Source organism: Bacillus sp. RC252 (genome assembly GCF_044909215.1).
Classification (GTDB): domain Bacteria; phylum Bacillota; class Bacilli; order Bacillales; family Bacillaceae_G; genus Bacillus_A; species Bacillus_A mycoides.
The window spans coordinates 51,654-69,538 of the sequence record NZ_JBIYDV010000017.1; the positions used below are offsets into that span (position 1 = coordinate 51,654).

Annotated in this window: 18 protein-coding genes and 1 pseudogene; 4 read left to right on the forward strand and 15 right to left on the reverse strand. The window is 33.8% G+C overall.

Annotated features, from left to right (window positions below):
* Positions 1-4 precede the first annotated feature (4 nt).
* The 8 genes and pseudogenes from ABH960_RS21825 to ABH960_RS21860 form a co-directional block, all read right to left on the reverse strand.
* On the reverse strand, positions 5-826 hold the full coding sequence (locus tag ABH960_RS21825; protein ID WP_002143531.1) for a peptidoglycan-N-acetylglucosamine deacetylase: 822 nt from the start codon (positions 824-826) through the stop codon (positions 5-7).
* A 77-nt stretch (positions 827-903) separates the two neighbouring features.
* A pseudogene (locus tag ABH960_RS21830) lies at positions 904-1,716 on the reverse strand (ABC transporter permease); the annotation flags it as partial.
* 517 nt (positions 1,717-2,233) lie between these two features.
* Positions 2,234-2,995, reverse strand: coding sequence for a rod shape-determining protein MreC (mreC, locus tag ABH960_RS21835; protein ID WP_003192006.1), 762 nt, complete (start codon positions 2,993-2,995; stop codon positions 2,234-2,236).
* Positions 2,996-3,195: 200 nt separating this feature from the next.
* Positions 3,196-3,561 (reverse strand): YxeA family protein, encoded by a 366-nt coding sequence (locus tag ABH960_RS21840; RefSeq protein ID WP_003192005.1) that lies wholly within the window; start codon positions 3,559-3,561, stop codon positions 3,196-3,198.
* A 112-nt stretch (positions 3,562-3,673) separates the two neighbouring features.
* The gene (locus ABH960_RS21845) at positions 3,674-5,182 is read right to left on the reverse strand and encodes a sensor histidine kinase (RefSeq protein WP_404448409.1); all 1,509 of its coding nucleotides are present in this window, start codon (positions 5,180-5,182) and stop codon (positions 3,674-3,676) included.
* Positions 5,166-5,867, reverse strand: a complete 702-nt coding sequence (locus ABH960_RS21850; RefSeq protein WP_000033680.1) for a response regulator transcription factor — start codon at positions 5,865-5,867, stop codon at positions 5,166-5,168. Before ABH960_RS21850 ends, ABH960_RS21845 begins: the two co-directional genes overlap by 17 nt.
* 28 nt (positions 5,868-5,895) lie before the next feature.
* On the reverse strand, positions 5,896-6,510 hold the full coding sequence (locus ABH960_RS21855) for a DedA family protein (protein ID WP_000418950.1): 615 nt from the start codon (positions 6,508-6,510) through the stop codon (positions 5,896-5,898).
* The gene (locus ABH960_RS21860; RefSeq protein ID WP_404448412.1) at positions 6,510-7,088 is read right to left on the reverse strand and encodes a class I SAM-dependent methyltransferase; all 579 of its coding nucleotides are present in this window, start codon (positions 7,086-7,088) and stop codon (positions 6,510-6,512) included. Before ABH960_RS21860 ends, ABH960_RS21855 begins: the two co-directional genes overlap by 1 nt.
* Positions 7,089-7,288: 200 nt before the next feature.
* On the opposite strand from ABH960_RS21860, the gene ABH960_RS21865 reads away from it, so the two are divergent.
* Complete coding sequence (locus ABH960_RS21865) at positions 7,289-7,855, forward strand: epimerase (RefSeq protein ID WP_078178319.1); 567 nt, start codon at positions 7,289-7,291, stop codon at positions 7,853-7,855.
* 65 nt (positions 7,856-7,920) lie between these two features.
* On the opposite strand, the gene ABH960_RS21870 is transcribed toward ABH960_RS21865, so the two are convergent.
* Together ABH960_RS21870 and ABH960_RS21875 are read right to left on the reverse strand one after the other, a co-directional pair.
* The gene (locus ABH960_RS21870) at positions 7,921-9,870 is read right to left on the reverse strand and encodes an ABC transporter permease (protein ID WP_000176129.1); all 1,950 of its coding nucleotides are present in this window, start codon (positions 9,868-9,870) and stop codon (positions 7,921-7,923) included.
* Positions 9,857-10,627, reverse strand: a complete 771-nt coding sequence (locus ABH960_RS21875) for an ABC transporter ATP-binding protein (protein WP_000859658.1) — start codon at positions 10,625-10,627, stop codon at positions 9,857-9,859. The genes ABH960_RS21870 and ABH960_RS21875 overlap by 14 nt, the downstream gene beginning before the upstream one ends.
* Positions 10,628-10,932: 305 nt before the next feature.
* Between ABH960_RS21875 and ABH960_RS21880 the strand changes: the two genes are divergently transcribed.
* A complete protein-coding gene (locus ABH960_RS21880) occupies positions 10,933-11,805 on the forward strand; it encodes an AraC family transcriptional regulator (protein ID WP_404448415.1) in 873 nt (290 codons plus the stop codon).
* Positions 11,806-11,870: 65 nt separating this feature from the next.
* Here ABH960_RS21880 and ABH960_RS21885 read toward each other — a convergent pair whose 3' ends face one another.
* The 5 genes from ABH960_RS21885 to ABH960_RS21905 all read right to left on the reverse strand — a co-directional run bounded on the left by ABH960_RS21885 (position 11,871) and on the right by ABH960_RS21905 (position 15,879).
* Complete coding sequence (locus ABH960_RS21885) at positions 11,871-13,445, reverse strand: permease (RefSeq protein WP_404448417.1); 1,575 nt, start codon at positions 13,443-13,445, stop codon at positions 11,871-11,873.
* A complete protein-coding gene (locus tag ABH960_RS21890; protein WP_107887305.1) occupies positions 13,435-14,151 on the reverse strand; it encodes an ABC transporter ATP-binding protein in 717 nt (238 codons plus the stop codon). The genes ABH960_RS21885 and ABH960_RS21890 overlap by 11 nt, the downstream gene beginning before the upstream one ends.
* Positions 14,152-14,311: 160 nt before the next feature.
* The gene (locus ABH960_RS21895; protein ID WP_404448419.1) at positions 14,312-14,950 is read right to left on the reverse strand and encodes an SdpI family protein; all 639 of its coding nucleotides are present in this window, start codon (positions 14,948-14,950) and stop codon (positions 14,312-14,314) included.
* A 24-nt stretch (positions 14,951-14,974) separates the two neighbouring features.
* A complete protein-coding gene (locus tag ABH960_RS21900; protein ID WP_002143549.1) occupies positions 14,975-15,610 on the reverse strand; it encodes an SdpI family protein in 636 nt (211 codons plus the stop codon).
* Entirely contained in the window at positions 15,607-15,879 is a 273-nt protein-coding gene (locus ABH960_RS21905) for an autorepressor SdpR family transcription factor (protein ID WP_002089211.1), read from the reverse strand. Before ABH960_RS21905 ends, ABH960_RS21900 begins: the two co-directional genes overlap by 4 nt.
* Before the next feature lie 207 nt (positions 15,880-16,086).
* On the opposite strand from ABH960_RS21905, the gene ABH960_RS21910 reads away from it, so the two are divergent.
* Positions 16,087-16,782: a response regulator transcription factor gene (locus ABH960_RS21910; RefSeq protein ID WP_000276730.1), complete on the forward strand. Its 696-nt coding sequence runs from the start codon at positions 16,087-16,089 to the stop codon at positions 16,780-16,782.
* A gap of 2 nt (positions 16,783-16,784) precedes the next feature.
* A complete protein-coding gene (locus tag ABH960_RS21915) occupies positions 16,785-17,807 on the forward strand; it encodes a sensor histidine kinase (protein ID WP_404448422.1) in 1,023 nt (340 codons plus the stop codon).
* Positions 17,808-17,885: the final 78 nt, after the last annotated feature.

The window sequence follows — 17,885 nt, forward strand, 5'->3', positions numbered from 1 at the left end:
TATGTCACATACGTTTATCATGCATAAAGTTCAATGGGAAATGATCATCTTCATGATACGCTTCCAATTCATACCCTTTTTCTTTTAACCCTTTAATAATAGCAGGTACTGCTGCAACGGATTGCGGATGAATGTCATGCATCAAAATCACTTCTTTTTGATCTGTCGCACCAGCCAGTACATTTTGAACAATTTTTGCTGTTGCTGTATTTATTGGCATTCCACTGTATTCCCAATCTAATGAATCAATTGTCCAATCCCATACTTTAAGACCATTTTCTACAACTTTATTACGAAGTTCTTCGTGTAACCCAGGCTTCGAACCATATGGCGGACGTGTTAGTTTTGGAGCATGTCCAAGAATACTAGCAATTAAACTTTGATCCTCTTTCATTTCATCTACATAGCCACCCTGGGCATATAATTTCTTGTTATTATGCGTCATACTATGCATTCCCACATAGTGTCCTTCTACTTCTTCTCGTTTTACTAAATCAGGATATGATTTTACATTTTGACCGATTAGAAAAAATGTTGCTTTCGCATCATTTTCCTTTAATATATCTAGTAACTGTGCCGTATACTTTCCTGGACCATCATCAAAAGTAAGATAGGCAATTTTCCTAGTTTGACCATTAAATTGCGTTGGTGCTACCTTATTCATTTCCACTTTTATTTGTTCATTTGCATACTGAACTGAATTTTCTTGATTTGCTATCGCTTTTGCAGGTGAGGTTATCGATTGAAATACGAAAAAAGCTCCTCCCACTACAACTGTAGCTACTGTCATTACAACTATGTTTTTTACCTTTAACAATTTCCCCATTCTATTAATTCCTTTCTACATCCCTTACTTATTAATGAAATATTAATCTAGCTTTTCAAGTCTTCCTCGTTATATATTTATCTTTCCTTCGGAAGAACAATCCTCTTATATAATTGTACAGTGATTAAATAGTAGACTATATAAATTCCTAGGAATATACAAATCGGCATCCATATGTTCACATATGGATTCACAAAAAATTTAACAAATGTAAATATGTTCATTCCTACCAAAACATGAATGAGACCCAATATTGCTGGAAATAGAAATACGATACCTAATTCTTTATACATAGATTTTATAAGTAATTCTTTACGCACCCCAATTTTTCGAAGCATCTCATACCGCCCTATATCTTTCGTAGCCCCAGAAAGGATTTTAAACATTAAACAACTTGCCATCATAGCTAAAAAAGCAAGACCTAAAAAGAATCCCATAAAGGAAGTTCCTTTTGAAAAGGCGAGCATAGATTCATAATCACCATAGTTCGTTGGTAAATATACATCTGCTTTAGGCCTATTAGTGGCAGCAGCTATTTTTTCAATTTGACGATTATCCATCTCTTTTAACTCTGTTTTATACTGTAAAATATTATCTACTTTAGCAATAAAAAACGTATGCTCATTCCCTTGAATTGTTTCATAACGGTTTTTATCGACAATATAGACAGGCTTACGATCATATACAGTAATATTCGACCTAAAATCACTATCCACAATCTTGTCCCAGTTCATCGGTAACGTAGAACTAGATGGATCAACTTCCTCTCCCTTAAACATCCTATAGCTCGAAGATGGAAGTTGTTCAGAAATATGTGTTGTCTCTTTCTTTCTGAATAGAAGTGGAGGATTCTCTAATAATTCCTCTTTTAAATAGTAAACAGCCTCATTCATTTTATCTTTTCTTTACAAACAGCAATATTGATTCCCCTTACATTATCCTTACATTTTTGTAATGTATATTTCTAATTAAATTATAATATACGAATTAAATGTTTTATAACCCAATTCATATACCATTACTTTGTTCTCACGAAGATGGCGTCAATAACGTTTTCGAAGAGCCATTATTCTCGCGCTCAAATAATGCATTTACAAATATAAATTCGAAGGATATTGTATAGGTTTTCTAGCCTACTGGAGAGGTTATATAAATAATTAATATTAAAAATGGACAAAAAAAGACCCACTGTAATACTTAATAACTTTGCACTTATCATCAGTTTACCTCTTCATTATAATTGTCCGAGATAAAGATAAGATAAAGATAAAATAAAAACGATATAAAGATATAACTACATATTATTAAATTTAGTACCATTTTATTTTCCCTTATCCCTCTTACTCTTTACTTTACATTAATTCTCTTCGTTTCTAATTCACCTCTCATAGACACTATATAAAACTATTATTTAGGTTCTATTAAAATTACATCTTCTAAATCATATAGATTTGCCTTTGGTTTTGCATAAATAATATAAGCAAGACCATATTGATCTGGTTCTTGCTCTATCACCTCTGCTACTTCAAGACCGGGTGGTATTTTCTGACTTAATTCAGAGGTAATAACGCTATCACCTATTTTTATTTCTTTCGCTTTATCTGATGGAATATTATCAATTCGAAGGGCTTGTTTTTTCTTATCGTACCCTGTAACAAATCCTAAAATAGATGAATCATTTTGGAAGGTGATTGCTAAACGATTTGTTCGTTCATCTTTCGTAATTAATTTCACAACAGATGTATATTGATCTACACTCTCTACCTTTCCGATAAAACCGTTCACTGTAATAACAGCCATATCAGCCTTTACACCATGTTGTGAACCTCTATCGAGAGTAATTTCTCTATACCACTCTTCTGCTACACGGGTTACTACTGTAGCTTGAATGAAATTATATTTTCCCTGTTCCTTTAATTCTTTCGTTTTGTTGATAATTTTAGTAAGGCTTTCTTTCTCCTCACTTAACATTTGCACTTTACTCTTTAACGATTCTTGATGTTCAATTTTCCCTTTCAATACCTGATTCTCTTTATATACTTTATAGATGTCTTCTATATTATGAACAATATTTTGGACATGCTTATTATTTGTACATACATACACCATCAATAAAGCCAAAAGAATAATTGAAAGAAATAATAATATTTTCTTCTTAGAAACCTGCATAATTATCCTGCTACTCCTTACTATTTTTTATCTACATACTATAGAATACTAGTCATTGTACACAGAAGAAATGCAGTTTGGATAAAGTTCAGATAAACTTTATCTTCTTTATAAAAAATTTAGAAATTATCATATACTGCCACTATATTCGAAGCTTGATCGTTACTTTATCCATGGAATGCAACTTATAATTTCTATAACTAATTATGTTTTATTTGTACTTTCTCTTTTACTTTATTAGGTATTTCATCTACTTGTACTTCCTCCCATTTCATACCATAACTTCCTTTAGATCTAATCTTTAAATATGACCCTATTCTTAAATGTTTTGAAGCAGTCATCGCGATCTTTTGCTCTTGACCGGATTCATTATATCCTTTGAATTTATATTGCCATCTACCAAAACCATCTTTCTTAGCCTCAAATTTACCATCATTGTCTACAACAGCATAATAAACATCTTCTTTAATAAATGGATTGAGTTGATCTACAATCGGTCCACCTTTCCCGATAAGTAATGTAACTCCAACTATAATCAATACGATAAACACACTTATTTTTTTCATGAAACTTTCTATTCTCCTCTTCTCAGATACTTCCCCTTAAAGGACTTCCTCTAAATCAATCGCGGCGCTATTACTTATTAAAATGTAACCAAATTTCCTAATGCTCTTCTAATTAAATTGGCAATAAGATAATAAATTGAATAACCCCATTTTCATATTCTGCTCGAATTTCTCCTTTGTGCAATTCAACAATGCTTTTTGCAATTGCAAGCCCCAAACCTGAACCTTCTACAGCTCTACTTCTTGATTGATCTTTTTTATAAAAACGCTCAAACAAATTCTCTAATTCTTTTTTTGTAAATTCTTCACTATGATTCGCTATAGAAATTTTGATATGCTGTTCTTCTCTTTGAAGTAAAACTCGAATTTCTGCTTTATCTATACTGTATTTAATTGCATTTATTAAAAGATTTTCAAACACACGTACCATTTTTTCTGAGTCCACAACAGCATATATACGATCTTCCTGAAATTCTTTCTCAAAAGAAAGATTATGCTCCTCCGCTTGTGGTACTAGCTCTTCTATTAACTGATCAAGTAGTTCATTCATACACACTTCTTGCGAATCTAACGCCATATTTTCATCTGTTAGTTTTGTATACTCAAACAAATCCTCTATTAACATCTTCAACTGCTCTGATTTTGAGAAAGCAATTTTTATATACTCATCATGCTGTTCTTTATTTTCATATTTCGCATCACCTAGTAAACGTAAATACCCCATAATAGAAGTAAGTGGTGTTCTTAAATCATGTGATACATTTGTAATCAATTCACTTTTTTGCTTCTCTATTTGTTTTTCCTTTTCTATATTAGCCAAAAGCTTTTCTGCCATTTGATTAATATTAGAAGTTAATAAACCTATTTCATCTTGACCTGCCTGTTTGATTTTATATTGTAAATTACCTTTCGAAAATTCCCTTACTCCTTCTGCCATCGCTTCAATCTGATTCATCTTCCTTTTCGTTATATAAAAGAAAGACAGTATAAAAGTGATAAAACCTAGTAAAGATGGAAATGGGCTACTCTCATTCACTATATACTTCACATTTCCTTGTGGTATACCACTTGCAATGATATACATATTTTTCGTATTAACAGTAACCGGATAAAAGGTTGTAAACTCCTTACGCTTTTGTTCAGTTCCATCTTGAATTAAATTTTGCGCCTCTACATATCGTACTTGATCCATTTTAAAATCCATCACATTACGCATCGTCTCATGAAGATTGATTTGTTCTTCCGGCGCTCCCTTTGTTTTATAAACGACTTTCCCATTCTCATCTATTATTAAAATTTTCAGTTGATTTTGATGATTCGATTGATCAAGCAGTTCTTGTATATTAATTTCCTTACCTTCCTCTGTTATACTTCCAACAAGCCATTGTGTCTGTCCATCAATGGCTTCCATACCTGATGCATAATCAATGATAGAAATTTTATTCGCATCCTCGAAAAAGGAAGATGAAGACCATCCTACTAATACACCGAGTAACGTACAGAAAGTAAATGTAGCAATTAGCTGTATCCGTATACTTTTTTCCAAATAACTCACTGTTTTACCTATCATTTTTTTAAAAATTTGATTCATCCATATTATCGGTTCAAATATCTTTCTCAATCTTGTAGCCAACTCCCCATACTGTTTTAATATAACGAGGCTTTCTTGGAATCGCCTCTATCTTTTCGCGTATTTTCCGAATATGTACCATCACGGTATTATCGGATTGGAAAGCTTGTTCTTTCCATACTCTTTCATAAATTTGCGCTGCATTTAATACCATTCCTTGATTTCGTGCGAGCAATTCTAATACCTCAAACTCTCTCGGTGTCAATTTCACTTCTTCATTTGCAATAATGACCTGACGCGTTACTATATTTATCTTTATATCTCCAACTTCAAATACACTTTCATCTTTTACGCTTGTCCCGCTCATTTTCATATATCTCCGAAGTTGTGATTTAATCCGAGCAATGAGTTCCAGCGGATTAAATGGTTTTGCTACGTAATCATCTGCCCCAGTTGTTAACCCTAAAATCTTGTCCATATCTTGCGTTTTTGCCGACAGCATAATAATAGGCATTTCCGCTATTTCTCTCACCTTCATACACATATGAATGCCATCTATTTTCGGCATCATAATATCAAGTACAATTAGATGCACGTCTCTTTTCTTTACTATTTCTAACCCCTCTTCACCATCTACAGCTTGTAATACTTCGTATCCTTCATTCTTTAAATAGATAGCGATAAGTTTTCTAATTTCCTTCTCATCGTCCACGATTAGTATCGTTCCTTTACTCACAAAATCTCCTCCAGCATCATTTACCAAACTAAGAATGTTGCTTTATTTCACTCACTACTGCATTCTTCTTATGCATATACACATAAGAAATACTACAAACTACAATAACGATGCCACCAAAATATATACCGTACTCGGTCGCAAGGGTTACTATCACTTCTATATGCTTTCCAAATATAGAACCTAGTACAAAATAAACTAACGTCCAGACAAATCCTGTTACATATGAATAAATCGCATATGTCTTAAAAGACATGTTATTCATTCCTACTAAATACGGTACGATATGCCTCACAACAGGTATAAAATAACTTATAACTAATGCATAATGACCATATTTCCCTATCATCTCTTGCGATTTTAGAAGATACTTCATCTTTTTCTTTTTCATCAATTTATTAAGCACTTTTATGCCAAAGATTTTCCCGAGTATATACCCTAAAGAAAGGCCGGATACAACGCCTAAATACGTTAATAAAAAGGCGGGAATCAAATTCAATATACCCATCGATGATACAAATCCACCACTCATTACAATCATTTCATCTGGAATCGGCATACCGATAATACCAAGCCATAAACAAAAAAATAGTGCCCAATAACCATACTGCTCAATGTATGACATTAATTCATGTAGCTCCATTATGCATATGCTCCCCTTAGCTCTTTTTTACAGCTAAAGACGTAAGCTGGTGGGAAATTGAACCACACTTTTTCTAGTGTAATTTCAGGGAAGAAATGCTGTATAAATCCTTTTTTCACAAGTGAATATTGGAATGTAATAAATTCTCCATTCTCATGTATCGTTTCCATTACACTGTTTAAAATGCGCTTTGAAACCTCTTCTGGTAAAGAAGTGAAAGGCAATCCCGATAAGACGTAATCAATACATTCTATATTCAATTGTTCCATATACTTCTTTATATTTTCCGCTGAGCCGTGTATAACAATCACGTTCTGCTCATCTTTAAATTTTCTCTTTAACTCTTTGAAAAATACTTCATTAATTTCAATAAGAAGAAATATTGTCTCCTTCTTCTTTCTCTTTATAATTTCTTTCGTAAAGGCTCCTGTACCAGGCCCTAGCTCTACAATGCATTTCGCTCTATTAAAATCAATTACATCTACCATTTTCTTTGCTAATATCTTTGAACTTGGCGCAATCGCACCAGTATGTTTCGGATTTTTAATAAATTCATTTAAGAATGTTATGAGCTGCATATACTCTCTCTCCATTCGTTCAATAGTTTTTAACTTGTGTTTAAGTATAACTATCGTTTCTTAACAAATATTGAGGAGATTTCTTAAGATTTTATGAAGATGAAGGAAATCTTCATCTTTACTATAAACAAACATAAAAAATTGAATTCCAAAGATAAGCGAATCAAACATATACAAATAAGTCAGCTTGTTTATTTACCATGAATGATCATGTTCCTACTCCGATTTTGTATAGCGAAGTTACTATTTTTATGTTAGAATCCTCTAAGATATTTGAAATTAGTATAGAAATCATTTTTGGAGGCTTTATGAATAATCAAAACGATAATAAATCAAATGCATTATTTGCAGCTATACAAATAGTGCTACCACTTTTATTACCTATTCTTGTCCCTACATTTTTAATAGTGGGAATGAAAAAGTGGATGCCCGATGAAGTTAAGTATCCAAGCATAATATCATTGTTCGCATTATGTATGGGATTTTTCATAGTAGGAATTCTCTTCTCTATTGTTTTACGTTTATGTAAATTATCTGAGGAAAAATTAAAAGAATTAGGATTTTTAGGATTTACACTTTCGGCTGTTAGCACATTTCTAAGTTTTTATGTAGGTTACTTTTGGTTGGCAGACCTTAACTTCACATCAGTTGAATTATCACCTCATGCCGTATTAATTTTCGCTATTCTATGTACCTTGCTATTGGAAGGTATTTTTAAAGTAATGGACATGTTTGATAGTTCGGACGAAAATAAAGCTCACGTATAGACAAAAAAGCATTCGACTAACATGTTAGTCGGATGCTTTTTTACTAAGATAAAACAACTCTTTCATTACTTCGCGCTCACAATCTTATAATAAGAGCGAACTGTTAAGAAGTAATATCCGATATAAATAACGCTGTATACTCCGATACTAATTAGAAGCGGAATCATAATTTCAAATGGTAGTATGTTCCCTAAACCTTTTAATGCAAACAAACTGTGTAGAATTCCGATTACTAGTGGAATTGCAAAGATAAAGCTCACTTGTTTTGCAATAGCTTTTTTCATTTCTTGTTTCGTTACACCGACTTTATGAAGGACAACGTAACGCTCACGATCTGCACTTGCTTCTGTTAGCTGTTTGAAGTAAATAATAGAACCTGTTGCTAGTAAGAATACAAGTCCTAAGAACATTCCGATGAACATCATTAGTCCAGTTGCTTCAAGTCCCATATGGAAACCAGTATAGAAGTCTCTAAATGGTGGTGCCATTTCTGATTCACTAGCTGGCATCACTTTTGTTAATTTTTCTGTTAATACTTTACTGTTTCTTTCATCTTTTACATCAATATTTTTTACAACACGTGTTCCAAATGCTTGCTTCGCCTGTTCATACATTTCATCTGAAACGACAACAACTAATTCACCTAAGTTCGTAATTGCATTATTATTTGCACCTTGGATCGTCAATGTCTTCGTTTCATTTCCAATTTGGAATACCGCTTTATTTCCTTTATATTCAGGGCTAAACTCATACCCTTCAATATAAGAACTATCATATATAAATGCTTCGCCAGTAGCTATATTCACTGTTTCCGCATCGATTTTTTTCGCAAGTTTGTTGAATTCAGATTGAGATATAAATTGATATTTCTCTGAGATACTGTAGTTCATATTAAAGATGAAATCGACTTTAGCTCCTTCAAACTTTCCTTTTACAGGAACCATCTCAACTTCAAATTGATCTTTTACAGGGTGATTCTCTTTCTCTTCAGCAAAAATCGCATTTACTTTCTTATCTAGTTCTGCATCTTTCTTCTCATAAGAGTAGCTGTATGGTGCAACTGCTTTTGATTGTGTAAATGTGTTGTAATACATCGTAACTGACGTACCAACCGCCGTTAATGTTACTGCACTTAAAATAGAAATTGTCGCAAGTGACTTTGCATTTCCTTTAATACGATATAGTAACTGTGACGTCGTTATCATATTCATACCGTTATAAAACGATGATTTATTATTTCTTGCACGTTTCAATACGAATACTGTAAAGAACATAAATAGTAAATACGTACCTAATACTGTCGCAAGTAATATATAAAGTGCGACTGCCATAAAGTTTGCATACATAACTGCCTTCATAAACATTAACGCTAAGAAATAACCTGAGCCGATTAAGAAAACTGAAATTAACGCCATAATTACGGATCCTTTTGGCATTGCTTCTCCTTCACGCTCTGCGCGGAAAAGTTCAATTAACTTAAAGCGATAAATTAAACGATACCCTTGAAGTGATGTATATAAAATAATCACAAAGAAAATAATTGCTGTATCAATAATCGCAGCCATCGGTACTTCAAAATGAACATTTAAGTTTAATCCCATCATACTTACTAGTAGTTCAAGGAATAGTTTCGAAAGGACGCTACCGATCGCAATCCCGATAATTAAAGACATTAATCCCATTAACATATTTTCATAAAAGAGCATTTTACCGATCTGTCTTTTTCGGATACCAAGTAACGAATATAGCCCAACTTCTTTTTTACGTTTTCTTGTAAAGAAACCGTTCGAATATATAATAAACACTGCTACGAAAATGATTAGCATTACACTGGAAACTTGGAATGCACCGCTAATCTTTTTTGATGCTTCCGCTGCTTTTTCCATTTGTGAATTATATTGCAGTGCTTTAAATGTAAAGTAAATTACGATACTAAATATCATAGATGCAAAATATACAAAGTAGTCTTTAAAGTTCCGCTGTATGTTGCGGAGGGCAATGCTAGATAAGGTCATCAGCCATACCTCCAGAAATGGAAGACATTACGTCAACGACTTTTTGGAAGAACTGTTTACGTGTTAATTCACCACGGTGTAATTCTTTATATAACTCACCATCTTTAATGAAAATAACTCGTTTACAATAACTAGCCGCAAACGCATCATGCGTTACCATTAAAATTGTAGAATTATCATATTCATTTAACGACTTCATACTTTCTAATAAATCTGTCGCTGATTTAGAATCAAGTGCTCCAGTCGGCTCGTCCCCAAATATCATACTAGGACTTGTAACGATCGCACGCGATGCTGCGCAGCGCTGCTTCTGTCCACCAGATACTTGGTATGGGAACTGGCTTAAAATATGATCAATACCGAATTTCTTTGAGATTTCAAGAACGCGGCGATCAATCTCACTCGCTTTCACCTTCGATAATGCAAGAGGTAACGCAATATTCTCTTTCACCGTTAACGTATCTAATAAGTTATAATCTTGGAAGATGAAACCTAAATGATCACGGCGGAATAACGCTAGCTTATCATCGTTCATCTTCACGATATCTTTTCCATCAATTAAAATCTCACCGTTCGTCGCATTATCAATTGTAGAAAGAACATTTAAAAGAGTCGTCTTACCCGAACCAGAAGGCCCCATAATTCCAACGAACTCCCCTTCTTTTACTTGTAAGTTAATACCTTTTAAAGCTGCAAATTTATTCCCACCTGTGTCATATACTTTTTCAATATTTTTTGCTTCTAACACTGTTTTCATCTCGACATCCCTCATTTCTTCTATTCTCTATTTTCAACTATATATACTCTCTACTCTTGCCACTATCGATGTTTCTTACACAAACATGACAGTTATGTAAGGCACATAAGTAAAGACATCAGAATTTAACCTAATGTACTAAAGTACTTTGTTACTATAACATTGGGATATCATGCCATCCATTCATTCTCCTTACATGAACATTACATTTTTGTAAGGTTAAAAATGCCCCCACAAAGTTGTGCATGAAATGTCGGATGGAGCTATTTCGTTCCTGATATTCTATATACAAAGGAGGTCATATAATGGATTCACTTAAAAATATGAATGCGGCAATGCAGTATATTGAAGACAACCTTACACACGAAATTGATTTTAAAGAAGTCGCAAAAATAGCTTTCTGCTCCGAATATCATTTCAAAAGAATGTTTTCTTTTCTAGCTGGCATATCACTATCAGAATATATTCGCTGTAGACGTCTTACCCTTGCTGCCTTTGAACTAACAGATCGCAATGCAAAAGTCATTGATGTTGCTATAAAATATGGATACAACTCACCAGATTCATTTACACGTGCATTTCAAAATTTGCACGGAATAACGCCTTCAGAAGCTCGAAGTACTAGTCGTTCTTTGAAAGCTTATTCACCAATGACCTTCCAACTATCCATTCAAGGGGGAAATGAAATGAACTATCGAATTGAAGAAAAAGGGCCATTTCAAATCATTGGTATACAAAAACGAGTACCGATTGTTTTTAACGGTGTAAACGAAGAAATTGCTTCTATGTGGAAAAGTTTAGACAGCCAATCAATCGAAACATTAAAGTCCCTTTCAAATATTGAACCTACCGGAATTATTAGTGCTTCTACGAATTTTTCTGAAGGAAGAATGGAGGAAAAAGGCGAACTCGATCACTATATTGGAGTAGCCACAACGAAAGATTGTCCAAAGCAATTCAAACAACTTGAAGTCGCAGCTTCAACATGGGCTATATTTGAAGCTGTCGGTCCATTTCCTGATGCATTACAAAATGTGTGGGGACGTATTTATTCCGAATGGTTCCCTTCTTCGAATTATGAACTAGCGGAAGGACCCGAAATATTATGGAATGAAAGTAAAGACGTATCCTCACCAAATTTCAGAAGCGAGATATGGGTACCTGTTTTAAAAAAGTAATATAAAGTTCTAAAATTTTTCAAAATAAAGAAGCTGCTCTTCCTCTTTAAAGGAAAAGCAGCTTTTTATTTTATACTTCTTCTCGACTCGTTCTTATACAAGAAAATAGTAATAATCGCAAGCACTATAATAACTACCAAAGTAAATACTCTATAGTTCGAGATAGTAGCAGTACCGATTAACAAGGCAGGTATAACAGCCGTAATTAAGCCACCAAACATACCGACAAACGATCCTACACTTTGTTTTACTATTTGAGTTTCTGATACCCAATCATAATAACCAAATCGATTATTAATAAAAATCCCCCATACTGCCGAAAAGAATGAATATGTTATCGGTGTTATTACGATTAAAAGAGAACTCCAAACATCTAGTTTTAACCCTATTATTAGTAATACGGCACTAATAAGTGATGCAGGTATACTTAATGAAAGATTCATAAGAATTTTACTGTCATAAATCATCTTTGGCGCTATAGGCAACGACTTAATAATCCATACATTTTTTCCTTCTAATGACAATGATACACATGTTGTACACGTCATCGAAATCGCTGCTGCAATAGCAAATGGCGCAACCTTTTGCAACAGGGCCTCAATTCCAGGATACGCTATTAATTGACTTGGTCCTACTACAACTATAGCTAGTGCGAAAGCTAGCGCCATCACAACTCCCATTCCGCTATTTACCACATACACTGTAGAAGAAAAGAAACGCTTCAGTTCTTTTTTATACAATGCGGCCAATACACTTTCTTTTCTCATGCTATGAATTTCATAATTTGAAAGCATATGATAAGTGGTAATCTCTGTATTTATTTGCTTATATTTTAACGAAAGGATTTTTACAAAAAGATAATACCAAATAACCGATATCCCAACGAATAGGATGAAAGCTACAATATCAGCATTAACAATTGCTTTTTGAAACATGTTAGCTAATGGATACACTTTAGTTAGTTGCTCTGAAATAATTGCACCTATTCCGTTCATATCATTAAGACTATATTGAGCATTTCCGCTTTTTAGCATAAAGAAACCGAATGTAATAATTACTATAAAACTTAAAGTCGTAGTTATTTTATTCGTATTTTTAAATTTAGAAGCGATTGCCGTAATAGCAGCTCCAAAAATCGCTGCTATTGTTGTTGGAATTAAAGATGCTATAAACATACTGATGAACCACATAAAGTAAAAAGAAACTGATGGCCTCTCATGTATGCCATAAACAACTCCCATTGGTAGCATGATTATGATTGAAAAGATCGTATTCAGCAAATATAAATACAAAAACCTACTTGTAATAACCGTACTTACACGAATCGGTAATGACATTAAAAGATCGTAATCCTTAAAAGCAAAAATCTCTCCATTTGCCTTAAATATAGTGAAAAACAACGTCAATACACTGCTAATAACTAGTGCATAAACTGGGATAATTTCACTTATTCCTAGTCTCACCAATCCATATGCCGAGGCCCCACAATATAGCATTAACATGACACCAACTAAGGCAATAGATGCTGACAGTAAAACCTTATTCTGCTTCTTCTTTTTATCTTTTTCGTATTTAAAAGTATTTAAACCAAGCTGCGTTATCAAGCGGATTTTTAAAAGACCTAGACTACTAATATTCATTAGCAAGCTCCTTCATAAAGAGCTCTTCCAATGATCCTTCCTTTATTAAAGAATTCACTTCCCCTGAAAGTGCTAATTTCCCTCTATTAATCATCGCTATTTTATTACATAACTTCTCCGCCACATCTAAAACATGCGTAGAAAAGAAAATCGCACTTCCCTTTTCACAAAGCTCCTTCATAATACCTTTCAACACTACAGCAGCCTTTGGATCAAGACCAACGAAAGGTTCATCTAAAACTAATAATTTCGGTTTATGCAAAACCGCTGATATAATCGCTACTTTTTGTTTCATCCCATGCGAATAAGAAGATATTAAGTCTCCCAAGTAAGGTGTAATCTCAAAGGCATCCCCATACTTCTGGATCTGTTCTTCCCGATCCTTCACCGGCACTTTAAATACATCCGCAACAAAGTTTAAATATTGAATTCCTGTTAATTGCTCATATAAATCTGGATTATCGGGAATATACGCCATTACTCTCTTACATGCAATCGGATCCTTTTTTACTGAATGTCCATCAACAAAAATTTCACCCTCTTCAAAATCTATAACTCCTACTAACGACTTAATTGTTGTACTTTTCCCCGCACCGTTATGCCCAATAAATCCAAAGATATCTCCTGCTTGAACAGTAATGTTTAAAAGATCTACTGCTTTCTTACCACCTTTGTATGTCTTGCTAAAATTTATAATTTCTAACATGTGATTTCCCCCAAACTATCTTTTTAACTGAATTTTCAGACCTAAAATCGAAAAATTTACTCAGCGAGCTTTTTCGTTATCCCCACTGAGTATTAAAATTTCTTAACACATAGAAACTATAAATATAAAATTTGACTAGTACAGTTCAATCCCTTATTGCTCACAATTGCATTTCTTTTTTATAAATAGCATATGACTTTATCGTTGATATGAAGATGCATATTAATATTATTCCAATCCCCATAAAAATATTGAATGGATCTGGAAGTACCGCCCCAGCATATATACAAAGTGCACCTATTACAAATACCTTCGAAGCAAATCTGTGTGTTTTTCTCCAAACTACAGGATTTTCTAATGTCCAGTCCACCCGGATTCCTACTAAGCCATTTGGCTTCGTTTGTTGCATATAATTGCCGAGTACTAAAAACAATGTTCCAAGTCCGAAATTAAATGCAATGGAGCCCAATGCAATATAATTAGACACTGCTAATAGCGCAAATATATTACAGCCGAACCCTATCAAAAGAATTGCATAATGGATTGCAGAAAGGACTTTAGCATGCTGTTTATACTTATCTTTCGTTACATCAATATACCCCATAGCTAGCCATATCAAATACAGCAACACCATACTACCTATTGAAACTGAACTCGCTTCTACTTTAGAAAAATATCCATCTACCATTCCTGCAGCATTATAATGACGTGGAATTTGTTTCGGTAAATAAGGCCATACAATGTACCAGCCAATTGCAATTGCAATAATTAAACTCCATGGTAATACGTGTCTTTTCATCCTCTCTCCCCCATAAATTTTATATTAAGCCCCTATCTCTTTCTTATAAGCAACATAGGAATATCCCATCGTTAGTCCTACTGCACCAATAATAATTCCAGCCATTACGAAAGATTTCCATGCTACCGGCGCGAAAACACTTAAAATCATAATGATTCCTAATGCAACAAACACCTTTCCACTAAAACGGTGTGTTTTTCTCCATACTTCTTCGTTACTTAACGTCCACGGTGTTTTTATGCCTACAAAGTAATTTGGTTTACATTGTGGTAAATAGTTTCCGATAACTATGAATAGAATACCAACTAATAATTCAGGCATGCGATTAATGAATAAATTATATCCTAGTCCACTTGTAATAATATCTATATTTCCTACAAATAGTAGCAATAGTATCCCGTTATTCATCATCATAAAAGCTTTAGAAAATTTCTCGTAATTTGCTTTCCTTGGATCAATCTTTGGTATCACATTTAGAAATACATATAACGCAATCATAATTCCAACCATAGAAATCATTCCATATAATTTAGAAGAATAACCATCTACCTTACCACCACTCCAATGTGTCGCGATTGTATCCGGCAAATGTGGCCAAGCAAACGCCCAAGCTATACAAGTTATAAGAATTAATATAATTGCAAAAAGATGCTTCTTCATTTCCCCTCTTCCCCCTTATTCGTAAACGTAAACACCCAAGTCAATAAATCTTGAAATACAGTTGTGTTTAAAGAGTACATAACGAATTGTCCTCTTTTTTCATCTTGGATAAGTTCAGCATTTTTAAGCGCATTTAGGTGATGAGAAATACTTGGCTTTGTCATATTGAACTGTTCAGCAATTTCGCCAGCTGTTAAATCGCCTTCTTTTAATAAGTCTAAAATTTTTCGCCTTGTCGGGTCTGCTAATGCTTTAAATGCTTGATTCAATGTCTTTCTTCCTTTCAATAATTAGACATTTAGATATTTATCTAAATCTTAAAATATTTTCAGTTAATTGTCAATTGTATCCTAGCCCTTTTTACTTTTTCCACTTTTGACCTATATTGTTTACTAGCTTATATTTCAACATAATGAAAAGACGAGAAACACATGATACACTATAGCTACAATTGTTTTTTTAGGAGGAATATACATATGTATAAAATTTTAATCGTTGAAGACGATCCAAATATTTCATCATTACTACAATCTCACATTCAAAAATATGGCTATGATGCTGTTGTTGCGGAGAACTTCGATGATATTATGGAATCGTTTAACGCTGTGAAACCACATCTTGTTTTACTTGATGTAAACTTACCGAAATTCGATGGATTCTACTGGTGCCGTCAAATTCGCCATGAATCTACTTGTCCAATTATTTTCATTTCGGCACGCGCAGGTGAAATGGAGCAAATTATGGCGATTGAAAGCGGTGCGGATGATTACATTACAAAACCGTTCCACTACGATGTTGTAATGGCAAAAATTAAAGGGCAATTACGCCGTATTTACGGTGATTATGCACCAAATATTTCTGAGCGTATCGTTGAAGTTGAAGGACTAAAACTATTCCCTGAGCGTCCAGAAATTCATTTCGGCGCTGAGCAAGTTCTTTTAACGAAGAAAGAAGCAATTTTAGCAGAAATGTTGTTATCTAAATTTCCTCGTACAGCGAGTCGTGAAGATTTACTAGCCGCTCTTTGGGACGACGAAAGCTTCGTTGAGGAAAATACATTAAACGTAAACATCACGCGTCTTCGTAAAAAGTTCAATGAGCTTGGTATTGAAAATGCTATTGAAACAGTACGTGGACTTGGGTATCGTTTTAACGCAACTTGGAGTGAATAAGCATGAAACTATTTTTACGTGATCATTTTGCATTTTTCCTACTATATGTATTAAACTTCGGAATCATTTTCGTTCTCTATGATGCAGTAGATGGATTTCAAAATAATAAGTTTTACTTCATCGTTTTAAGCTTATATTTATTCATCTGTTTCCTCGCTTATCGTTACGTTCGTAATCGTAGAATGTACCACAGATTAAGTGAACCACCAGAGAAAATGGAAGATGCGTTTATTGAAAGAGCGACTGCTCCTATGCCCCACGGTGTAAACGAGCTCGTTCGTACGCAATATCGTCTATTCCAAAAAGACCTACAAACATTTGAAGTAAAACAGCAAGAACACCAATTATTTATTAACCACTGGGTACATCAAATGAAAACGCCCGTTTCTGTTATGCAACTTATGGTGCTTGAAATGGAAGATGAACATTTAATCCCTAAATTCAAAAAAGAGCTAGAGCGATTAAATCAAGGGCTCGATATGGCTTTATACATGGCAAGATTAAATAACTTCCATGAGGACTTCCATGTTGAGACGATTTCATTAAAAGATGCTGTAACAAAAAATATTAACGGATTAAAAGAACTATTCATTCGAAACGGAGTCTTCCCCGTTTTAGAAGTTCATTCAGATTTAAAAGTTGCTTCTGATGCGAAATGGCTAAAGTTCATTATTTATCAGTTAATGACAAATGCAGTTCGCTACTCTGGTGAGCGCGGAAAGAAAGTTTTCTTATCAGCTTATCGCAATGGTAAAGATATTATTTTGGAAGTTCGTGACGAAGGCGTTGGTATTCCGCAAGAAGATATTCGAAGAGTATTTGAACCTTTTTACACTGGAAAAAACGGTCGTGCATTTGGAGAATCTACTGGTATGGGACTTTATATTGTAAGTAAAATTTGTGATTATTTAGGTCACTCTGTGAAACTAGACTCTGAAGTTGGTAAAGGAACGACGATTAAAATCATCTTCCACAACGCTGCAAATAATCAAGCAGAAAATACGGAGAAGGTGACCGAAGCATGATCGTAACATATGCTAGCAAAATGTATGAGATCTCACTCTCATACATTTTTTGCAATAAAACTACATATCAGCCTTCTA

What these genes read in the sequence shown, in the direction of transcription:
- ABH960_RS21825 (WP_002143531.1), bottom strand. Translation starts at nt 826, where the DNA reads ATGGGGAAATTGTTAAAGGTAAAAAACATAGTTGTAATGACAGTAGCT.
- mreC (WP_003192006.1), bottom strand. Translation starts at nt 2,995, where the DNA reads ATGCAGGTTTCTAAGAAGAAAATATTATTATTTCTTTCAATTATTCTT.
- ABH960_RS21840 (WP_003192005.1), bottom strand. Translation starts at nt 3,561, where the DNA reads ATGAAAAAAATAAGTGTGTTTATCGTATTGATTATAGTTGGAGTTACA.
- ABH960_RS21855 (WP_000418950.1), bottom strand. Translation starts at nt 6,510, where the DNA reads ATGGAGCTACATGAATTAATGTCATACATTGAGCAGTATGGTTATTGG.
- ABH960_RS21860 (WP_404448412.1), bottom strand. Translation starts at nt 7,088, where the DNA reads ATGCAGCTCATAACATTCTTAAATGAATTTATTAAAAATCCGAAACAT.
- ABH960_RS21865 (WP_078178319.1), top strand. Translation starts at nt 7,289, where the DNA reads ATGAATGATCATGTTCCTACTCCGATTTTGTATAGCGAAGTTACTATT.
- ABH960_RS21870 (WP_000176129.1), bottom strand. Translation starts at nt 9,870, where the DNA reads ATGACCTTATCTAGCATTGCCCTCCGCAACATACAGCGGAACTTTAAA.
- ABH960_RS21875 (WP_000859658.1), bottom strand. Translation starts at nt 10,627, where the DNA reads ATGAAAACAGTGTTAGAAGCAAAAAATATTGAAAAAGTATATGACACA.
- ABH960_RS21880 (WP_404448415.1), top strand. Translation starts at nt 10,933, where the DNA reads ATGGATTCACTTAAAAATATGAATGCGGCAATGCAGTATATTGAAGAC.
- ABH960_RS21885 (WP_404448417.1), bottom strand. Translation starts at nt 13,445, where the DNA reads ATGAATATTAGTAGTCTAGGTCTTTTAAAAATCCGCTTGATAACGCAG.
- ABH960_RS21890 (WP_107887305.1), bottom strand. Translation starts at nt 14,151, where the DNA reads ATGTTAGAAATTATAAATTTTAGCAAGACATACAAAGGTGGTAAGAAA.
- ABH960_RS21895 (WP_404448419.1), bottom strand. Translation starts at nt 14,950, where the DNA reads ATGAAAAGACACGTATTACCATGGAGTTTAATTATTGCAATTGCAATT.
- ABH960_RS21900 (WP_002143549.1), bottom strand. Translation starts at nt 15,610, where the DNA reads ATGAAGAAGCATCTTTTTGCAATTATATTAATTCTTATAACTTGTATA.
- ABH960_RS21910 (WP_000276730.1), top strand. Translation starts at nt 16,087, where the DNA reads ATGTATAAAATTTTAATCGTTGAAGACGATCCAAATATTTCATCATTA.
- ABH960_RS21915 (WP_404448422.1), top strand. Translation starts at nt 16,785, where the DNA reads ATGAAACTATTTTTACGTGATCATTTTGCATTTTTCCTACTATATGTA.